Origin of the sequence: Paenibacillus sp. M2, assembly GCF_046713495.1 — a bacterium.
Classification (GTDB): domain Bacteria; phylum Bacillota; class Bacilli; order Paenibacillales; family Paenibacillaceae; genus Paenibacillus; species Paenibacillus amylolyticus_B.
Genome location: NZ_CP169648.1, coordinates 3,563,569 through 3,581,029, shown reverse-complemented (window position 1 = coordinate 3,581,029; position 17,461 = coordinate 3,563,569). Strand labels below are relative to the sequence as shown.

The 17,461-nt window shown below is 44.5% G+C and carries 10 protein-coding genes; 2 read left to right on the top strand and 8 right to left on the bottom strand.

Features of this window, described 5'->3' with window-relative positions:
- Positions 1-234: 234 nt before the first annotated feature.
- Together ACETMN_RS16210 and ACETMN_RS16205 are read left to right on the top strand one after the other, a co-directional pair.
- Complete coding sequence (locus tag ACETMN_RS16210) at positions 235-675, top strand: hypothetical protein (protein ID WP_091018867.1); 441 nt, start codon at positions 235-237, stop codon at positions 673-675.
- 108 nt (positions 676-783) lie between these two features.
- Positions 784-1,254, top strand: a complete 471-nt coding sequence (locus ACETMN_RS16205) for a ferritin family protein (protein ID WP_091018869.1) — start codon at positions 784-786, stop codon at positions 1,252-1,254.
- Positions 1,255-1,378: 124 nt separating this feature from the next.
- On the opposite strand, the gene ACETMN_RS16200 is transcribed toward ACETMN_RS16205, so the two are convergent.
- From ACETMN_RS16200 to ACETMN_RS16165, 8 genes are all read right to left on the bottom strand, one after another.
- Positions 1,379-2,266: a cation diffusion facilitator family transporter gene (locus ACETMN_RS16200; protein WP_091018871.1), complete on the bottom strand. Its 888-nt coding sequence runs from the start codon at positions 2,264-2,266 to the stop codon at positions 1,379-1,381.
- Positions 2,267-2,604: 338 nt separating this feature from the next.
- Complete coding sequence (locus ACETMN_RS16195; protein ID WP_411736368.1) at positions 2,605-7,635, bottom strand: hypothetical protein; 5,031 nt, start codon at positions 7,633-7,635, stop codon at positions 2,605-2,607.
- Between the two features lie 307 nt (positions 7,636-7,942).
- Positions 7,943-9,151: a GDSL-type esterase/lipase family protein gene (locus tag ACETMN_RS16190; protein ID WP_411736367.1), complete on the bottom strand. Its 1,209-nt coding sequence runs from the start codon at positions 9,149-9,151 to the stop codon at positions 7,943-7,945.
- 17 nt (positions 9,152-9,168) lie between these two features.
- Positions 9,169-11,400, bottom strand: a complete 2,232-nt coding sequence (locus ACETMN_RS16185) for an FAD-dependent oxidoreductase (RefSeq protein WP_341073199.1) — start codon at positions 11,398-11,400, stop codon at positions 9,169-9,171.
- Positions 11,401-11,496: 96 nt separating this feature from the next.
- Positions 11,497-13,107 carry a response regulator gene (locus ACETMN_RS16180; RefSeq protein ID WP_105598828.1) on the bottom strand — a complete coding sequence of 537 codons (1,611 nt, stop codon included), beginning with the start codon at positions 13,105-13,107 and terminating at the stop codon, positions 11,497-11,499.
- Positions 13,107-14,846, bottom strand: coding sequence for a histidine kinase (locus ACETMN_RS16175; RefSeq protein WP_411736366.1), 1,740 nt, complete (start codon positions 14,844-14,846; stop codon positions 13,107-13,109). The genes ACETMN_RS16180 and ACETMN_RS16175 overlap by 1 nt, the downstream gene beginning before the upstream one ends.
- 93 nt (positions 14,847-14,939) lie before the next feature.
- A complete protein-coding gene (locus ACETMN_RS16170) occupies positions 14,940-16,526 on the bottom strand; it encodes an extracellular solute-binding protein (protein ID WP_192131460.1) in 1,587 nt (528 codons plus the stop codon).
- Positions 16,527-16,591: 65 nt separating this feature from the next.
- Positions 16,592-17,461 carry a carbohydrate ABC transporter permease gene (locus tag ACETMN_RS16165; RefSeq protein ID WP_411736365.1) on the bottom strand — a complete coding sequence of 290 codons (870 nt, stop codon included), beginning with the start codon at positions 17,459-17,461 and terminating at the stop codon, positions 16,592-16,594.

The following is a 17,461-nucleotide window of genomic DNA, read 5'->3' as shown; positions in this document are numbered from 1 at the left end:
TAAATGCAGTTAACGATTGGTTAAGGCAGGTCGCCCACAATTATCTACTCATTGTCATTGCTGCGGTGCTCTTTTTTGCTGTCAAAGCAGTCATTGGATTCTACACGTACAAGCATTATGACAAAAAACTGGATGCACTTACAGATAAGGTGGATCGTCTTCTCGAAGAGAAAACAACGGAGTGATGCAGCTTATTTTGAACTATAGAAGCAACAAGTTTTGGAGGAAAAATGCATGATAGGAAACATTCTGTTGGGTATGGTCATTCCCATTATAATGGGCGTATGGATTCTGCGTCGGAACTTTACAATCCTTATTCAATATTATCCACTCGGCGTGGCTATATCGTCCTGCATTAACAATGTAGGATTCAATTATTTCTGGAACATTCTCCCGAATACACGTAACCAATCCTATGCTGCTCTACCAATGGATCTTGGAATCTATCCGATTGCCGGTTGCCTGATGATGTATGCGATTTTAGTGAAAGGGGCCCATCCATGGTTAGCGATCCTTGTTGCATCATTGTCGCTGACCTTAATTGAGTGGGTTGCGAAAATGATTGGACATGTCATTTATTTTAATGGATGGAACATTTTTTGGACCTTTTTGTCATACCTCCTGCCATTTGTTATTGCTTATGGTTACAGTAAAATATTGACGTATACCAAGTGAATTTTCACTGAAGCTTTCGAATAATAAGCCGGGACAGATTGATATGGGTTAACGCTGATAGGCTTACGTGCATACCCTAACTCATATTGGTCTTGGAGGGATTCGTTAATGTATGTGACATATCCGTATGGTTACAGGTACACTTTTACTCCGGTATGGGCAACATCATCAGCCGAAGCACTTGAATTAATCAAATCCGCTGTGCAGGGAGAACGAAACGACGAGATTTTCTATGATTCACTGATTCAGTTGTCACCTGATGCCAATCAGGCTGCCATCATCACGAGCATCCGTAATGATGAACGTGGACATAATCAAATGTTTCGGCAAATGTACAAAGATCTAACGGGTCAGGAGATTTCCGGCGTAAGTAGTGAGCCGGTTGAGACGGTCACCTCTTATCTTGCTGGGCTGCAACAGGCGTTTCAAGGTGAATTGGCGGCCGTGGAAAAGTATAGAAAAATATGGTTTGGTCTCCCTTATGGCATATATAAAGATACGGTGTGGGGGATCATTCTGGATGAACAGAAACATGCGGATAAATATAACAATCTGATTACCTACAATTTGCCGAGATAGTGATGTAGGGGATAAATAACGCGTGTATTCGTTCAAAAATAACAATTGGAATCAGCAAAAAACCAGTGAATGAGTTATATTCACTGGTTTTGCTTTGCCGGGTCACTCTTTTAAAATCTAAATCTCATATGCATTCTTTCAACATATCAGGTTCCACATGAACGTGAACGGTGTATACGTCATGCTCCTCCATTAACTCGTTCTCCACGTCTGTACAGATATCGTGTGCTTGTTGAAGATCCAGCTCAGCATGTACGGTGATGACAACATCCACGACAGCATTATTGCCATAATTGCGGGCTCTTACGTCTTTGACCTTCTCTACACCGTCTATTCCGGCAATCGTCTTTTTGTACTCCTGAATCAGTTCAACATCAAAACCATCGGTCAGATGATGTGTGGCTTCCTTGAAAATGTCCCAAGCGGTCTTGCAGATCAGGAAACCTACGATGACAGCTGTTACAGGGTCCAGCCATGGGAGGCCGAACTGGGAACCCACGATTCCAATGACCGCACCGGTGCTCACCCAGGCATCGGAGATATTATCTCGAGCTGCAGCCATGACCGCCTGACTTTTAATACGTGTAGCAAGTCTCTTGTTATAGCGATAGACCAGATACATGATAACCGCGCAGAAAATACCTGTGTACGCGGCGATGATATCCGGAGATTCTTGTGTACCCTGGAACACAGAACCGATGGCTTCAAACAGTACTTGTAAACCTACTGCCATCATAATGAAAGAAGCAACTAGTGACGCAACGGTCTCTGCTCTCCAGTGGCCATATGTATGGTCTTTGTCGGCTGGGCGTTGGGCAAGTTTCAAACCGATCAGTACAGCTATGGAGGCCACAATATCGGTGGCATTGTTTAATCCATCCGCCTTGAGCGCTTCTGATCCGGCAATATTGCCAACGATCAGTTTTAATAAGGTCAAACATATGTAGGCGATAATGCTGATGATCGCTCCGCGCTCCCCCAGCTTTAGATTATCGTATTTTAGTTGATCCAAAATGATATCCTCCTGCAATCTTCATTTCTAGCACGTGTATGATGGTATCATTGAAGATTTGTGTGGGTCTAGAGAAACGTTTTGAGTGTGACGAAACATAATCTGAAAGCGGCAATTTTTTTAAGAGAATCCAAAAAAGTTGGATTTGGCAAACTTAACTGTTTAATGGGTGATAAGAGGAAGATTTCCGATTGCCTTCCTTCCTCTTACCACACTTTCTTGCACCTAGACAAAAAGAGCCAAATGGATTGCTCTCATCCACTCGGCTCTTAGCGTTATTTTACACTAATTTGTATAACATCACTTACTGTTGTTTCACTTCCATTCATGATTCAGGGTCATTCTTCAGAAACTGTCGGTTCATCTGGAGCCTCATTTGCAAGCAACTGCGAATCATCGGAATGCCGTTCGAACATAACAGCGTCAACTCTCGTATAGATCATATCCGCAGGAAGCGTTGGTGGGTCTACCGTTGTAGGCGTAACTCTGGTTAACCGGACATACTCGCTGCCGTCACCCGTAAAGTCGAACGTTCCCAGATTAACCCAACCCGATGAGCCGGCCGTTGCATCGATATAGGTGACCTCGGTACCCGTTTTATGTTTCACTTCCACTTTGACATTGTTATCGTTTGCGGTCGTATGGACAAGTTTGTAGATCGAGACCGTATATTTCCCCTCTGGAAACTCGCCTTTCCACGTTGCTGATGATCCTTGAACGGTTGAATAGCGGGATTTAACCCCAATTTTGTATCCAGCTAAATTGCTTTGGCTCCAAGACCCTTCTGTCGTGTATAACCCTGTTGTATTTGTACTGTCCACGATAACCGTTAGGTCCCTGATCGTGATGTTCAAAGGCGGTGTGGTTAAGGTCACTCCGTCAATCGTGACAGTAGCCCATACCTCAATGTGATCCGTGTTCCCATCGAGATTAAGAAGAGTCAACAACCCACTGCTATTCACTTCAGCCAGATCCGTACGATCAACGAAATACTGCACATCGGCCTGTGTAAGATCACCGATCAAACCGTTATCCAAGTAGCCGGTTACGCTCAGTTGTGCGGTTTGAGTCATCTGCAACTCGTTCCGATCGGACATGATCACAGCAGACTCCAATTGCGGTATCCTGTTTGGGTCCACCCACATGATTGCATCGGCAACGACTCTGGACTTGTTGGCCTTATTGGTTAATTCCACGTACCCGCTATCGCCTGCAGCAAAAGGATAATCACCTAGGTGCACCCAAGTACCATTCGCTGTTGTCTCATCAACTGTCACCGTCTCGGAGCCGCCGCTATGATAAACGGTAAATGAGGCATTTGTTGCCCAATTTTCACTCGTAGCCGTGATTTGCGGAATCTTGTAATACACACTGTAAGTGACACTTTCCGGCAGCTCAGGCCGCCATCTCATTTTGCTTGTCGCTGTGCCGGTCGTAGATTTGGCATACACATAGTTATCATAATAATAATCGTTAGCCGTCGTATCCCTTATCCAGACACCTTCTGTCTCCGCCTCCGTATTATCCACAATGATGGTTGAACTATCCTGCCCATCGGGTTGAACTGGAGTTTCCGATACCTGATTAGGCAGATAGAGTGTCCGCTTGCGGGTCTGCTTCCCCTCCGATTCCACATAATAAGTGAAGGTCTGGGATAAGTCATTCACCCGTATCGACCATTCCATTGGGTATATCGTATCTGGCACGGTTGTGTACGTGGCCCCGCCATCCAGGGAATAATGGATTGTCGCTGGTTTCGTTGTTTTGGCCTGAACATATGCATCATAGACCGTTTCGTCGGGCTTGACCATCAGCATGCCTTTAACCGCATCGATTGGACTGTGTGTATCAAAGAAATAACTGGCATCCGATGTATCAGCCGTTCTGACCTGATGCAGCGGTACATCAATATTGAGTCCCTCTACAATGATCGCGGTGATTCCCTTGCCTGAAACCGTGGCTTGAATGATTCCGCCACTCATAACTGCTTGCTCAGGTGTACCATTGTCGCGGATGATCGTTACAATATAATCTTGTGCCGGGTTGAACCCAATGATCTGTTCATTCAATTCGATCGGAGTCTGAATTTCTTCTGACGATGCGTTGCTTAGCCCAATGTAGAATTTATCTCCACTCTCACCTGTGATCCAGTTCAATTGAGGATGATTGGTCTTAATGATCCCCTTCGGCATCCATAGCCAAACGTCGGAATTGCCATAAAATTGACCTGGTTTATTCCCATAGAGGTGATATTTGAACCATAAAAAATTCGTTTCAAATACGGAAGGGAATGTAATGCTCCCGTTCGATTTCAAGGATTGTTCACTGATCAAATAATCCATCGTTTGCCCGAGCTGCCCGGGTATGTGGTGATAATAGATGGATGTAGCTCCGCTTGGGCCTTCCAGTGGAAAATCGGGTTCAAGCTGGCTAACGGCGAAGCCCTTATAGTAATAACCTGGATAACTGGAATACCGACCAATAACCGCATTATGAGCAATATCCTGCAGCAGTTTATCCCCTGTATAGAGCGACAATCTTAGCATGAATGGAGCTTCCTGAGCATTCATCCGATAATAGCCGGTTGTACTTCCTGCTTCAAACGTCAATCCGCTTGGTGAAACAAGCCAACGCTCCGCTTGAACGCCTCCGGCAATATCTTCGGGAAGCTTGAGCCGAGGATATTGAAATTTACCACCCTCCGGCCAATGGAACGACTCCGCGTAATTATATGTTTCCGGCTGAGGAATCGTAACGTTCCCTTCAGGAACTGGACGAGCAACAAACATGGTTGCATACCGTTTGGCTTCCTTATAAGCGGCATCCAAGTATTTGGGATCCTGAGTCTCCTCATATAGCTCCAAAATCTCCATCCACAGCTTGCTATAATAATAAATGAACTCATTTTTACTCACATCGACAGATGCAGGCGTATCGATATGTTGCGTGATATAACTGTCGGCTGCATCCTTTGCAGCTTGCAAATACTGCGCATTTCCCGTCATCCGATACATCATCAGGGGCTGAATGACAGGACCCCTGTCTTTCTGATCCGGGTCACGCACAAGGTACTCTTCCTGTGCCAGTGCCCCAATCCCTGCCGAAGTGCCCATCATCTGATTGACAGCGGCTACACTTGAAACATCGAACGGCAGAGTAGCCATTTTCCATAACGAAGGCACACCGTATACTTTCTTCTGCGTTGGCGACCAACCGATACCGTTTCGCGATACGCCATACTGGACGGACGGCAGTGCTCTCGTATCGTATAGCTGGTCATCCCCAGTTAAATAGTAAGCTCCCAAAAGAACCGCATTTGAGCTTGTTCGGACGCTATCCTCGTTTTCAATATCGATAAAACCCTTGGCACGGCTCCACCACCCGCTGGGTGATGGGACATAATTCACAGAGTCGTCCCCTTGCGGCTCAACCTTAAGCAAATCGATCATATTAAACATCGCATCAGTAAGCGACTGATCTGACACATTTTCCCGATAAGCTGAATAACCATAATCATTGCGAAGAATATCCGCGTAGGACTCATACAGTTTGCTTTTTTGAGCGATTAGCCCAATATGAAATTGATACGTGCTTTCTGCGGTCATTTGGGAATAAGTCCCTAATTGAGGCGCATACAGGATTGGCTGCACGCTGCCTTCGTTGTTGACCAGGCTCATGCCCAGCCGTTGTTTCGTAACGCCTCCCGTCGGTTCAAATTCAACCGGAAGCTCTGCCGAAGGTACAAATACGCCATACGTCAATGGATTTCCCGCACCATCATTTTTCTCAACCAGGCTCATCGGAGCGCTCAGCTCTCTTAAACTTGTTGATTCCACCGTACCTACCATTTTGGCATGTGACCTAAATCCATTTAACACTTCATTAATGCCCGAGACTGCCTCTGTTGTGAAGGACTGATATCCAATCACATAATTGCCGTCGCGGCGAGGCGTAAAGGCAAAAGAGACATCTAATTTATCCCCTGCCATGGACCAGTTCACTTCAAAATCGTAATCACTGCCATGCGTAGAGTCGGTTAGTACCGCCGTCTGGCTGTCGGGAAAATGGACCCCGTCGAATGTAATCCAGCGTTTGTTCATCGTATCATAGTAATTGGTTCGGCTGCCCGCATTCCCGTCCAATAAAACCCATTGTTCCTCCAATCTTTCCGATTCATTATTAATTGGCGTCCAATTCCCAGTGACCGTGTTTTTATAGAACATGTCACGAACGATGGATTTGCCCCCATCCCATGTCGCCTCGTAGAAGGTCGCTTTATAGTTATCATTTTCGATGCTGCCTTTTTCCGTGTAACTGAGATTCGCTAAGGTACGGCTTCTTAGCGGGGGGAGCGGCGGTGCTTGTTGACGGATATTCCCCTCGAACTTGACTGCATCGGCCCGCGTAATAATTGTACCCGTAGAAGGCTGCGTTCGAGTCAGCCTGACAAATTCGCTATCATCACCACTAAACTCATATTCCCCCAAATCAACCCACCCGGTTGATGGACCTGACGAGGGTCTTAGATCCAGAAACTTCACATCCGTAATCCCGTTATGAACAATCTCAATTTTCACATTACTATCTGCTTTGTCCGCCCAATCCAGCTTATAGAACGATATTCTCGCCGTCCCCGCTTCCAAGCGCGGATTCCATGTTATCGTTCTGCCTACAGCATCCGTATATTTGGAACTGGAATTATTGTATCCTTTCACTCCCGCGCTTGTGGTCCAATACGGAGCGGAGAATCCGTTATTGGTATTGCCTGTATCAACAGTGACGACATGATCAATTGTGAGGCTTCCATCATCAATGATGATCGTCTTATGTGGCTCCTTTTGCTCAATGTTCCCTTCGAACTTGACCGCATCCGCACGTGTAAGGATCGTGTTCGTGGTGCCGGTAGACCGGGTCAATTGAACAAACTCTTCACCAACCCCGGAAAAATAATACTCTCCCAAATCAACCCAACCCGCTGGCTCGCCAGATGAGGGTCTTAGATCCATAAAGACTACATCCGTTGTCCCATTATGAACAATCTCAATTTTCACATTGCTATCTGCTTTATCTGCCCAATCCAGCTTATAGAACGATATTTTCGCTGTTCCTGCTTCCAAGCGTGGATTCCATGTGATCGTTCTGCCTGCTGTACTCGTATATTTGGAGCTGGAAAGATCATACCCCTTTACCCCTGTGCTTGTTGTCCAATTTGGAGCCGAATATCCATTGTTCTCGTTACCCGCATCAGGTGTTAGAACATCATTGATCTTGATACTCCCGTCATCGATGATAATGGTCTGATAAGGTAAGGTCTCCGCATAAGCGGCCCTTATTCCAATCAGGCTGAAAGGAACTACGATCGTCAACATGAAAACGATGAAGAAAAACAGCTTCCTTTTGACCATACAATTCACAGCCTCTCCTCAATAATGGTAACGCTTTCAAAAATAGATTGCCTTTTGCTCAAATGATTGTAAAAAAACAATTAACCTTCGCCTTCTGCCTAATCCCGCTCTGTCGTTTTTATCTTAGCATGTTAAATTACGGTGAAATTTCTTTCATTTTAAGAATTTTTTATACGATTTTAAGTAAAAAAAGAAACCTACATCCTAATTGATTGCTCAGTAGCAGTCAGATAGAATATAGGTCTTCCAAGTGTTCCAAGTGAACCATCCATTATAATGGCGGCTGCACCAATAACAACTTTCCAAGCTGAATGACCGTTTGATCATACCAATCCGGATGCTGCTGAACATGTGCCATACTTCTTTCATTGCCACTTGCCTCAAACACGGCCGATTTGTCAGTTTTCTCGTGATCGATCTCGAAGCGAACGGTATGTTTTCCATTTGGTAGCTCCGGCAAGAAAACATATTGATTTCGATTATGATCGTTATAAAGTGTGAATCGATCAATAAGGAATGGTTCCCCTCCATCCACCGACACCTTCAATCTGCCAGAATCCGGCCCCCCGATATCAAATAAGCCGATGTGGGTTCCCTCAAACTCCACTGTGATCGCCTCTCCGGGATCAACTGCTCGCCATAGACCGGGGAACAACCAATCATACTCGCGCACTAAGGCAAAATCATCGGAAGTCATGTAAGACCATCCTGCGGAAAAATGAGTGAGTTGATCCAGTGGCAGCATGGTTGCATACTCCCAAGGATTGGCCGGGACCAGAGTGTCTTGCGGCAAATGATGTTCCACTTTTCCCACGTGATCTCGAAGTTCGCTCATTTTCTCAAATGACCGGGTGATGGTGTCTGTGTAAATCTGGTGTCCTTCGGGAATCGTTGGATGGATCGAATCATGCGTAAAAATAACGGCACCGGGAATGGATACATCTGCACTTGAGGTGAAAATGAGCTTTTCATCTGAAACCAATTGACTGACCGTCACGCCTAGATGAATCGAAGGAATGCCGTAATAGTCGGCAACTTCCTCTTGCATAAGTGCACCCTTCTGGTACTCGCCGGATTGAAATAAGTTCAAATCCCGCTCCTTAATCGTATATACGAACAGGATATCGGTAAACGGGCTGTGCTTGCGGATCTGGCGGACAATTCCTTCAATCCGCGCCTTGGATTCGGGGACTCCCCCATCATTTCCGACAAATTCAACAAACACGAGATCAGGCTGATGACGCAGTACATCGGTCTCCAAACGGGCGCAGCCGAGGTCCGATCCTGTCCCATCAATGCCTGCGTTCACTGCGCGGATATCGGCTTGGGGATATTGCTCTCGCAGCCAATCCGCGGTCATGACCCTGTATCCTTCCGAACGTGTATTACTGCCGCCAAAATAAACGATGGTCACAGGTTCCCCATTTTCCAACTTCTGAATGACATTAGGTAGCCCTCTCCGAGGAAAAAATTCTTTCATCGCAACTTCACCCGACCTCACTTCGCATTTTTAGGAGCAAAAAATTTCACTGCAAACACTTCATAATAAGGTGAGCCATACGTTGCACAGAAATTAAACCGGATCTGGGTTACACCTTGTGCATGCACCTGATGTTTATTCAACGAAAGGTAATTCCCGCGGATATTAATTTCACTCTTGGTTCCATCTTCTAAAGTTAAAGTCACATCATAATCCTGGATCAGTGGTTCGATCGGATCGTCGAAATGCTCCAAATTCAGTTCTGAATTGAAAATAAGATGGATTTCATCCAGATTCTTGGGGCTTGCAAAACCAAATTCCAACCATTCCTGTCCTTCCGTACGTTCCGATATCCAGCCGTTAGGCAGACCATAAGGTCTGGAGAAACCGTTGACAACATTCGTGGGATTATACATATCCTGGGATGGGTTCAGGTCTTTGAAGCAAATGCTCTTATTAAGTTTTTTCAGCCTGGATGGCTCTTCCGGTCTATAAAGGAAGCTAACCGCTCCAGTCATTTTCTCTTCATTGCTGTGTACAGTAAGGCCCGCCGTACCTTCCAATACAATGTAGATTTTGTCGTCTTCTGGCTTCTTGCAGCTGAGGTCCAGTGTAATCCAGTCATCGTGACCCGCTGAAATAAGCAAGTGATAGTCTTTCAGCTCGCTGGTGGGAATATAGTTTTCCTTCCGCTCCCCGCCGTACAGCTTCACTTGCAACGTTTCCGATTGCTCGGATCTATTTTTAATTTTGATCTGCACACTTTCAGCCACGGATGTCTGAATCGGCAAGACCAAACATAACGCTCTTTCCAAGGAGATCTCTTCGGTTGGATGAAGCTGTTCATAGCTTCGCTGAGAAGAGGCACGAATCGTTAATCCATCTGCGAAATAAGGATCCAACGGCTCTTGAAGCCCTACAATCGTTTGCCCGTCTCGAAGTAGCTGCGCCTGAAGCTCACCCATATGGGCTTTGACGATGGCCGCGGGGTCTGTATCATATTTTACACATAACGCAGCAGCCGTTCCTACCGCCTGCCCCATACAACCACAGGTTGCCATCACTCTTGTAGATCCAAAAGCCACGTGGGTAGCGCTTATATTGCGGCCAGCGAACATGAGATTAGGGATATTGCGTGAAAATAAGCTGCGAAACGGGATATTATACAATCCAGGCACAAAATTCCACGCGGTAGCCGGCCCCTCATCGTAGATGCCTTTATTTGCATGCAGATCCATATACCACCCTCCGACGGATACCGCATCCTCGAAATGAGGTTTTGCTGTAAGATCGTTCTGAGACAACATGTGTTCACCTATAAATCGTCTCGACTCTCGCTTTCCCGGAATCGGGCATACATAATCCAGGATAAGATTGTCTACATCATCAAATTCACCGCTATTTTTGATATAATCCCAGATTCCGTACACCAATTTTCGCAATTCTAATGCGATGTCTTCATTATTCTTGATAATATCCATATGTCCGCCGTATTCCAGCCACCACAATCCGCCAAGCCCGTTGATTTTTCTTGGAAAAGACCGATGGTTTAATCCTTTTCGGATACTATCAAAAAACTCCAGCTTCGTAATATCATACGCAAAGCCTGGCTTTGTGTAAGGAACGGGATAGTCTACGTCACGGGCTTGAAACAGAATCGTATCGCCCATCGTGTAATGATCCGCCACTTCTGGAGCGAGCTCCTCCTTGTATTCATGCGTCGCCTCTCTTCCCCATCGGAAGTGAGCTCCTGCCTGGTATCCAACAATTCCATCCCCGGAGCAATCGATGTAGGTGGGGCTTTCAAAACGAAATTTTCTCTCGGAAGCCAATTGAAGGCCCTCCACCCATTGGATTCTGCCGTTCTCCATACCCGTTTCATGAACGCATGTGTTCAGGAATAGAGAGATGTTGGGCTCATCATAAACCATGTCGAGTAAGACTGTATCCGAAAGCGAAAGCATCAACTTCTTGTTGTATAACGGATTGTAATGAAATATCTTCAGCTTCAGTTCTTCTATCAACCCGCCCTCTCGAGCATAGTAGGATGGACTGTTTCCGAGATAAGCCGACCCGTTGATATGCACTCTGACCTCGCTGCTCGCATTTCCCCCTAGAACCGGCCGATCATTAATAAGTGAAACCAGCAGCCCTTGGCGTGCTGCTGCAATGGCAGCACATATCCCTGCAATACCTCCACCTACGACGGTTACATCAGCTTTTATAGACTCCATTTTGATAACCTCCATGATTAGATGCTCCTATCATGGTAATGGTTTTGGGACCTGTTTTTTTACAGGATTTCACGAAAAAATCATACATTTTTTGCATCCTTATTGGAATTCCTACCGTGTCATTTTGATCCGGTATTGCTTAGGTGTATCACCGGTATATTCTTTAAACAGTTTGCAAAAGTAACCTTCATTGACAATGCCTACTTCCTCGCACAATTCCAATAAAGAATAATCCCGGACATTTAACAACTCGAGAGCGAGGTTGATTTTTTTACGGTTGATGTAGCTAATCACACCTTCGTTCATTGTTTTTTTGAATAAGCTGCTAAAATACGATGGCGCTAAATTCACTTCCTCCGCAATGGCCTCCAGCGTTAAACGCTGTTTCAGGTTTGTCTCTATATAATGCATAGCACTCATAATTTCTGCACGATGTAATAGTTGGCCCGCACGCACGTATTCGAATGTGAAGTCGCCAATATAGGCGAGCTGCTCTTGAAATGTCATATATTCCATGGGGAAGTCTGGAACTTCCGTGGCCATCTTATTTCCCGATTTAAATTTCACGGTAATGTCTCTGTACAAGTCTCTAATCATGGGCACCATGATGGACTTGTGGATTTTATAGTCCGTAACAAATTGCGACAGATCGGCAAGTGCATTATCCAGCTCTTCCTTGGAAATCTTCCTCTTCAGACGTATAAGAAAATCAGCAAGCTTTTGCTGAAAGTCTGCTTTTTTGTCATTATGGTATTGGAACCGATGCATCGGTGTTTTTACGACTTTTTCGGTATGATAATAGAAATCCTCACTCACATTTTTAGCTTCCGTATACGCCTGTTTTATCGATTCCCAGCCTCGGTGTGGACTTCCAAAAGCGACAGATACTCTTTTATTCAAATATTGATGCAAATGAGAGATGATCTGCCCTCCCAAGGATAGGCAAGCATATTCCGTTTCCATATCACTGCGGTTATTTTCCCAGGATAAAAAACCAATAAAACGATTATCGGACAGATCCGCAGCTACCCCACTGCTACCATTCATAACTGTTTCTTCGATGATATTTGTTATCGCATACTTCAAGATGTTTTGATCTGCGGCCGCGTATTCGTTTCGGAAACTTTCATACGTATTCATCTCAACGATGAAACAGCAATAGTTGGCTTGAAAGAAATGAAACTGCATGCGATTGGCAAAATCCGATGCCCGATGAGAAGGAATTTCACCTCGGATCAATTCGTTAAAAAATTGCTTGCGGACTCTGTATTTATTTTCAAGCACGGATACGTTTAACGAGTGAAATTCCGCTTCTTTTTTCTCAAACTCATTTAGAATTCCAGCTGCCTTATCCAATGCTCGATTCAGATCGGCTTCCCTTAGCGGAACCTTTACAATGTACTCCAATACGTTGGCTTGAATAGCTCGCTGGGCGTATTCAAAGGATGAATAGGCGGTCAGAAGTATGTATTGGGTATGGGGGAGCTCCACTTTTAACTGCTCAATCATGGAGATTCCGTCCATTCGCGGCATGACAATATCGGATATGACGATATCCGGCTTAAGTTTGATGATCTCCTCGATCCCATTCAGCCCATTATTCGCTTTTCCCACCAGAACAAATCGTCTATCCCTAAGAGAGAGCTCGCTAAAAAACAATTCCAATCGTTGAATGATCAGGTCTTCATCGTCAACAATGAAGCAGGTATAGTCTCTCCCCATTATGCATCTCCTTTTGGCAATTCTGCCGGGAATACAGCGCGTATACGGGTTATTTCCTTAGGTATGCTAATGATATCCAGTCCGAATTGATCTCCGTAGTGAAGTCTTATTCGACCATGAATATTATTCAGCCCGATTCGTTTTCTTTTTACTTCCTCTTCACTTGGTTCCGAGATTAAAATATGCTTTAATTTGTCGGCCGGAATTCCCTCACCTTGATCAACAACTTCGATGATGACGATGCCGTCCTCCCTGTGCGCATGAATCGTAATTGGCCCTTCAATTCCTCCTCCGTTGTAACCATGGAAGATACTATTCTCCACAAGGGGCTGCAACAACATTCGGAAAACCGGAAATTCCATTAACCCTGCTTCGATATCTTCAATCAAGTTGAAGTTTCGGTTATACCGAATGTTCTGGATCTCGATATAGTCCGCTACATTGCGTAATTCCTGGCGTAGGGAAACCTTCTCAGAAGCATCGTCTATCCCGTATTCCAATAATGAAATGAGCGATCCGATTACCACATCGACTTTCTCTATTTGTCCAAGACGTATAACATTGCTGATTGAACCAAGCGTGTTATACAGAAAATGTGGGTTTATTTGAGACTGTAACACCTGGATCTCCAACTTCCGCTCAAGTTCATTATGAAGCTCGGCTCGACGAATCAGTTCAACAATTTGCTGTAACATACGATCGAATGCTCGTGAAAGATCGCCAAACTCATCGTTTCGATTAATCGTTATTGTCGTTGTGAGGATACCTTGTTCCACCTGCTTCATTTTTGTTTTGAGCGTATAGAGTGGTTTTCTTATAAATTTGGCAACCATGAAAGAAATGAACAAACTTAAAAGAAGACCTGCAGCCAGAAGCTCAATATAATAGGTTTCCAATCTGGACAAAGCTGCTTTCAAGCGTGATTCATCATTAACGGAGACAATGGTCCAGTTGAATTTCTCCGTTGGTTTCTTCAAAAGGGAGACGGGAATGCCATCCTTCGTATGCACTTGAAGGGTGGTTTCTGACGTATCCAAAATTTCTTCCGCTGACGTCTCTCCGATTGAAAATGTATGATCTTGAATACTAAGGGGTCCTTTATTTTCAGAAAATCCGGCAATGATCTTACCTGACGCAGTGATCAGAGCCAGATTCATTTGTTCTTGTTTATTAATCTTGAACAAGGTTTCTTCAATGGCATTTAGATCCAGATCAACCGCAATGGCCATAGGAAACGGAGCACCGTTCAGATAACGAACCATCGTAACAGTCCAGCCGGAGTACTTCGATTTGTAAGGTTCACTAACAAAGGTAGTCCTTCTATTCTTGTCAGCCGCATCAAATAAAGGGGCTCTTTCCGACAAAGGTTCATCGAATATTCGAGTAGGTGTACTTCCGCCCAGAATGGATAAATCGCTTTTGATCAAATAAATATTACTGACATAAATACTGTTGAGTTCATACAGCTCCCTTAATTGCTTTTTAATCACTTCGGTATTGTTAATGTTGGCTTTCACCGAAGTTTCAACTGAGAAGAGAATCGTCTGGAAGGAGGAAAAATTAACGGTGAAATACTGGTCTACCTTGTCTAGTATTTGATTGGTGTAATAAATATCATTGGTTCGTATTTCTTTTTGGACATAGCGATAAGATAATTGGCTTATCAAGATGATGCAGCCCAATACAAATGCAAATACGATAAAAAATAATTTTAAAGGCAAGCTGATTCTTCTTCGCATCGATCATCTTCCTTTTAGTTCCGTTTTAAACTAAGAATAGCACATGCTAATAAAGAGAGGGGCTACGAATAGCCACTCTCTCTTTGTTTATTTTTACTTGATAAGGCCCGCTTCTTTAAATTGCTGGATTGCTGTTTCCTTATATTTCTGCATGTCAAACTTGGTATCCAACGTTTGGAGGAAATTGTCCCAGTTGGAAAGAGGTTCTTTGCCCGTCATAAATTTAACCAAGCTTTCATTAATGAAACGTTGGCGGTCAGCATCCAAAGTGTCGCTCGGGTCTGGGGTCAATAAATTACCTGGCAACGTTGGCCCCACATATTGCTGATTGTTCTTGAAGGCTTCCGCCGTCTTCGGATTCTGGAAGCTGAAGTACTCCGCATCATCACCACGCCGCGGCATTCTATAATGATCGACCCACAGGTACTTCTCTTTCATTTCTTTCGATAACTCGGAGGTTTTATTTTTGATTTTGCCGTCTACGACATCCCAATGAATCCCTTTGATTCCGTATGCAAAATTCGGATAGGCTTCTTCATCCGTAAAGAGATAATTCAGCATGGACAAGATCCGAATGATTTTGTCCTCGTCCGCTTTTGCGGAAATGGCCCATGAATTGCCTTGGAACGATTTTCTCTCAACAATCTGATCGCCGTAAGGACCTTTCATCGGAGGAATAACGATCCATTCCGGCACCTCTCCACTAATTTCTTTCATTTTCTGTTGATAATCCGGTTCCAGCCTGCGGGCATCTCTGATCATGAAGCCAACTTTACCCTTAAACATCTTTTGGTCCAACAGATCAGGTGAATTCATTGTCACCCAGTCCGGGTCTACGACTTTGGCTGCCATCATTTTGTTAATGTAGGCAAGTGCCTCTTTCATTTTGGGTTCGATAAACAGAAATACCGGTTCATTATCTTTAATCTCAACGGCCGAAGGAGGATTAACGCCAAACATCCACATCAAGCTATCAAAGCCGTAGGTTTGCAGATTGCCTTCTTTATTCATACCGCCGATGAATCCGTACGTATCGTTTTTACCATTCCCGTCCGGATCTTTCTCTGTAAAGGCTTTCATAACTTCGAACAACTCATCAGGTGTCGTGGGCACTTCCATATTCAACTTTTTCAGCCAATCGTTGCGTATGAAGAAGCTTCGACTGATACCGTTTACATTATCATAGCCTGGAACTCCAATGGTTTTTCCTTGATAGGACATCGCCTCCCAGGAGTCAGTGCCAAACCGTTTCTGTAGTTCAGGGAATTGGTCCATATACGGTGTCAAATCCGCAAGAACACCTTGGTCGTAATATTGCGCGAGATCAGCACGGCTCTTCAAGAAGATCAAGTCTGGAATATCCCCGCCTGCAATGAGTGTATTCAGTTTGGTTGTTGCTTGACCCGCTTGAGGAATCATCATCTCCAAGTCGATGTTCATCTCTTCTTCCAACATTTGGCGTTGAATATCTTCATCACGTGGAGGTACGGGAGCAGCAGCATTGAACGTACCTTGGTTAAACATGGAGATTTTCATTTTGGTTGCAAACTGGCCAGACTGACCTTGCGAATTACTCGAGGTTGTCGATGTAACTTCTTCATTTCCCCCACATCCTGACAAAAGCGTTCCAAATCCTAAGATTGCCGACAGAATAGCAAATGAAATCTTTTTACGTTGCATATTGACCTCTCCTTTGCTTGTATATTATCACGGTTTCCCCGTAATAAGTTAGGTTGGAACACCTTTTATCCTTTAACGGAACCCAGGAGTACACCTTTGGTAAAATGCTTTTGCAAAAATGGATAAACGATCAATATCGGGACTGTAGTTACAACAACTGTAGCCATCTGCACAGCGAACGTACTGACAGCTCCGGAATTGGCGAGTGAATCAGCGCTTTGCGTTGCCACGTTAAGTAGGATATTGCGCAAAATCACTTGAAGTGGCATGTAGTTGGAATCATTGATATAAACAATAGCATCGAAATAACTGTTCCAATGCCCGACTGCGTAAAACAAGGAAATGGTTGAAAGCACGGGTAACGTCAGAGGTAAAATGATCCGCCATAACGTCTGAAGCTCACTGGCACCGTCTACCCTTGCTGATTCCTCGATTTCACCAGGCAATTGCTCAAAAAAGCCTTTAATGATCACCAGATTAAATGCACTAATGAGATTTGGAATGATCAATACCCACGGACTATTTAACAATCCCAGAGAGCGGATTAGTAAATATGTCGGAATTAACCCCCCGCTGAACATCATGGTAAACACAATGAAGAGTAAAAACGGACTTCTTCCGGGTAAATATTTTTTGGATAACGGGTAGGCCGCGATCACCGTAAAAAACACATTTAACGCAGTCCCTACAATCGTTCGAAACAACGTAATTTTATACGCCTGCCAGATCCCGTGAGAAACGAATACTTCTTTATAGGCCAAAAAGGTAAAGGATTCGGGTATAATCACAATTCCTCTTCTTAATACTTCCGACTCTGGCGTTACGGAGACAGCAACCACATATAGGAAGGGCAGCACGCAAAGTAGGGATAACAAAATAAGCATCACATAAACGACGGTTTGCCAGACTTTTTCACCAATTGTCATATGGATCAT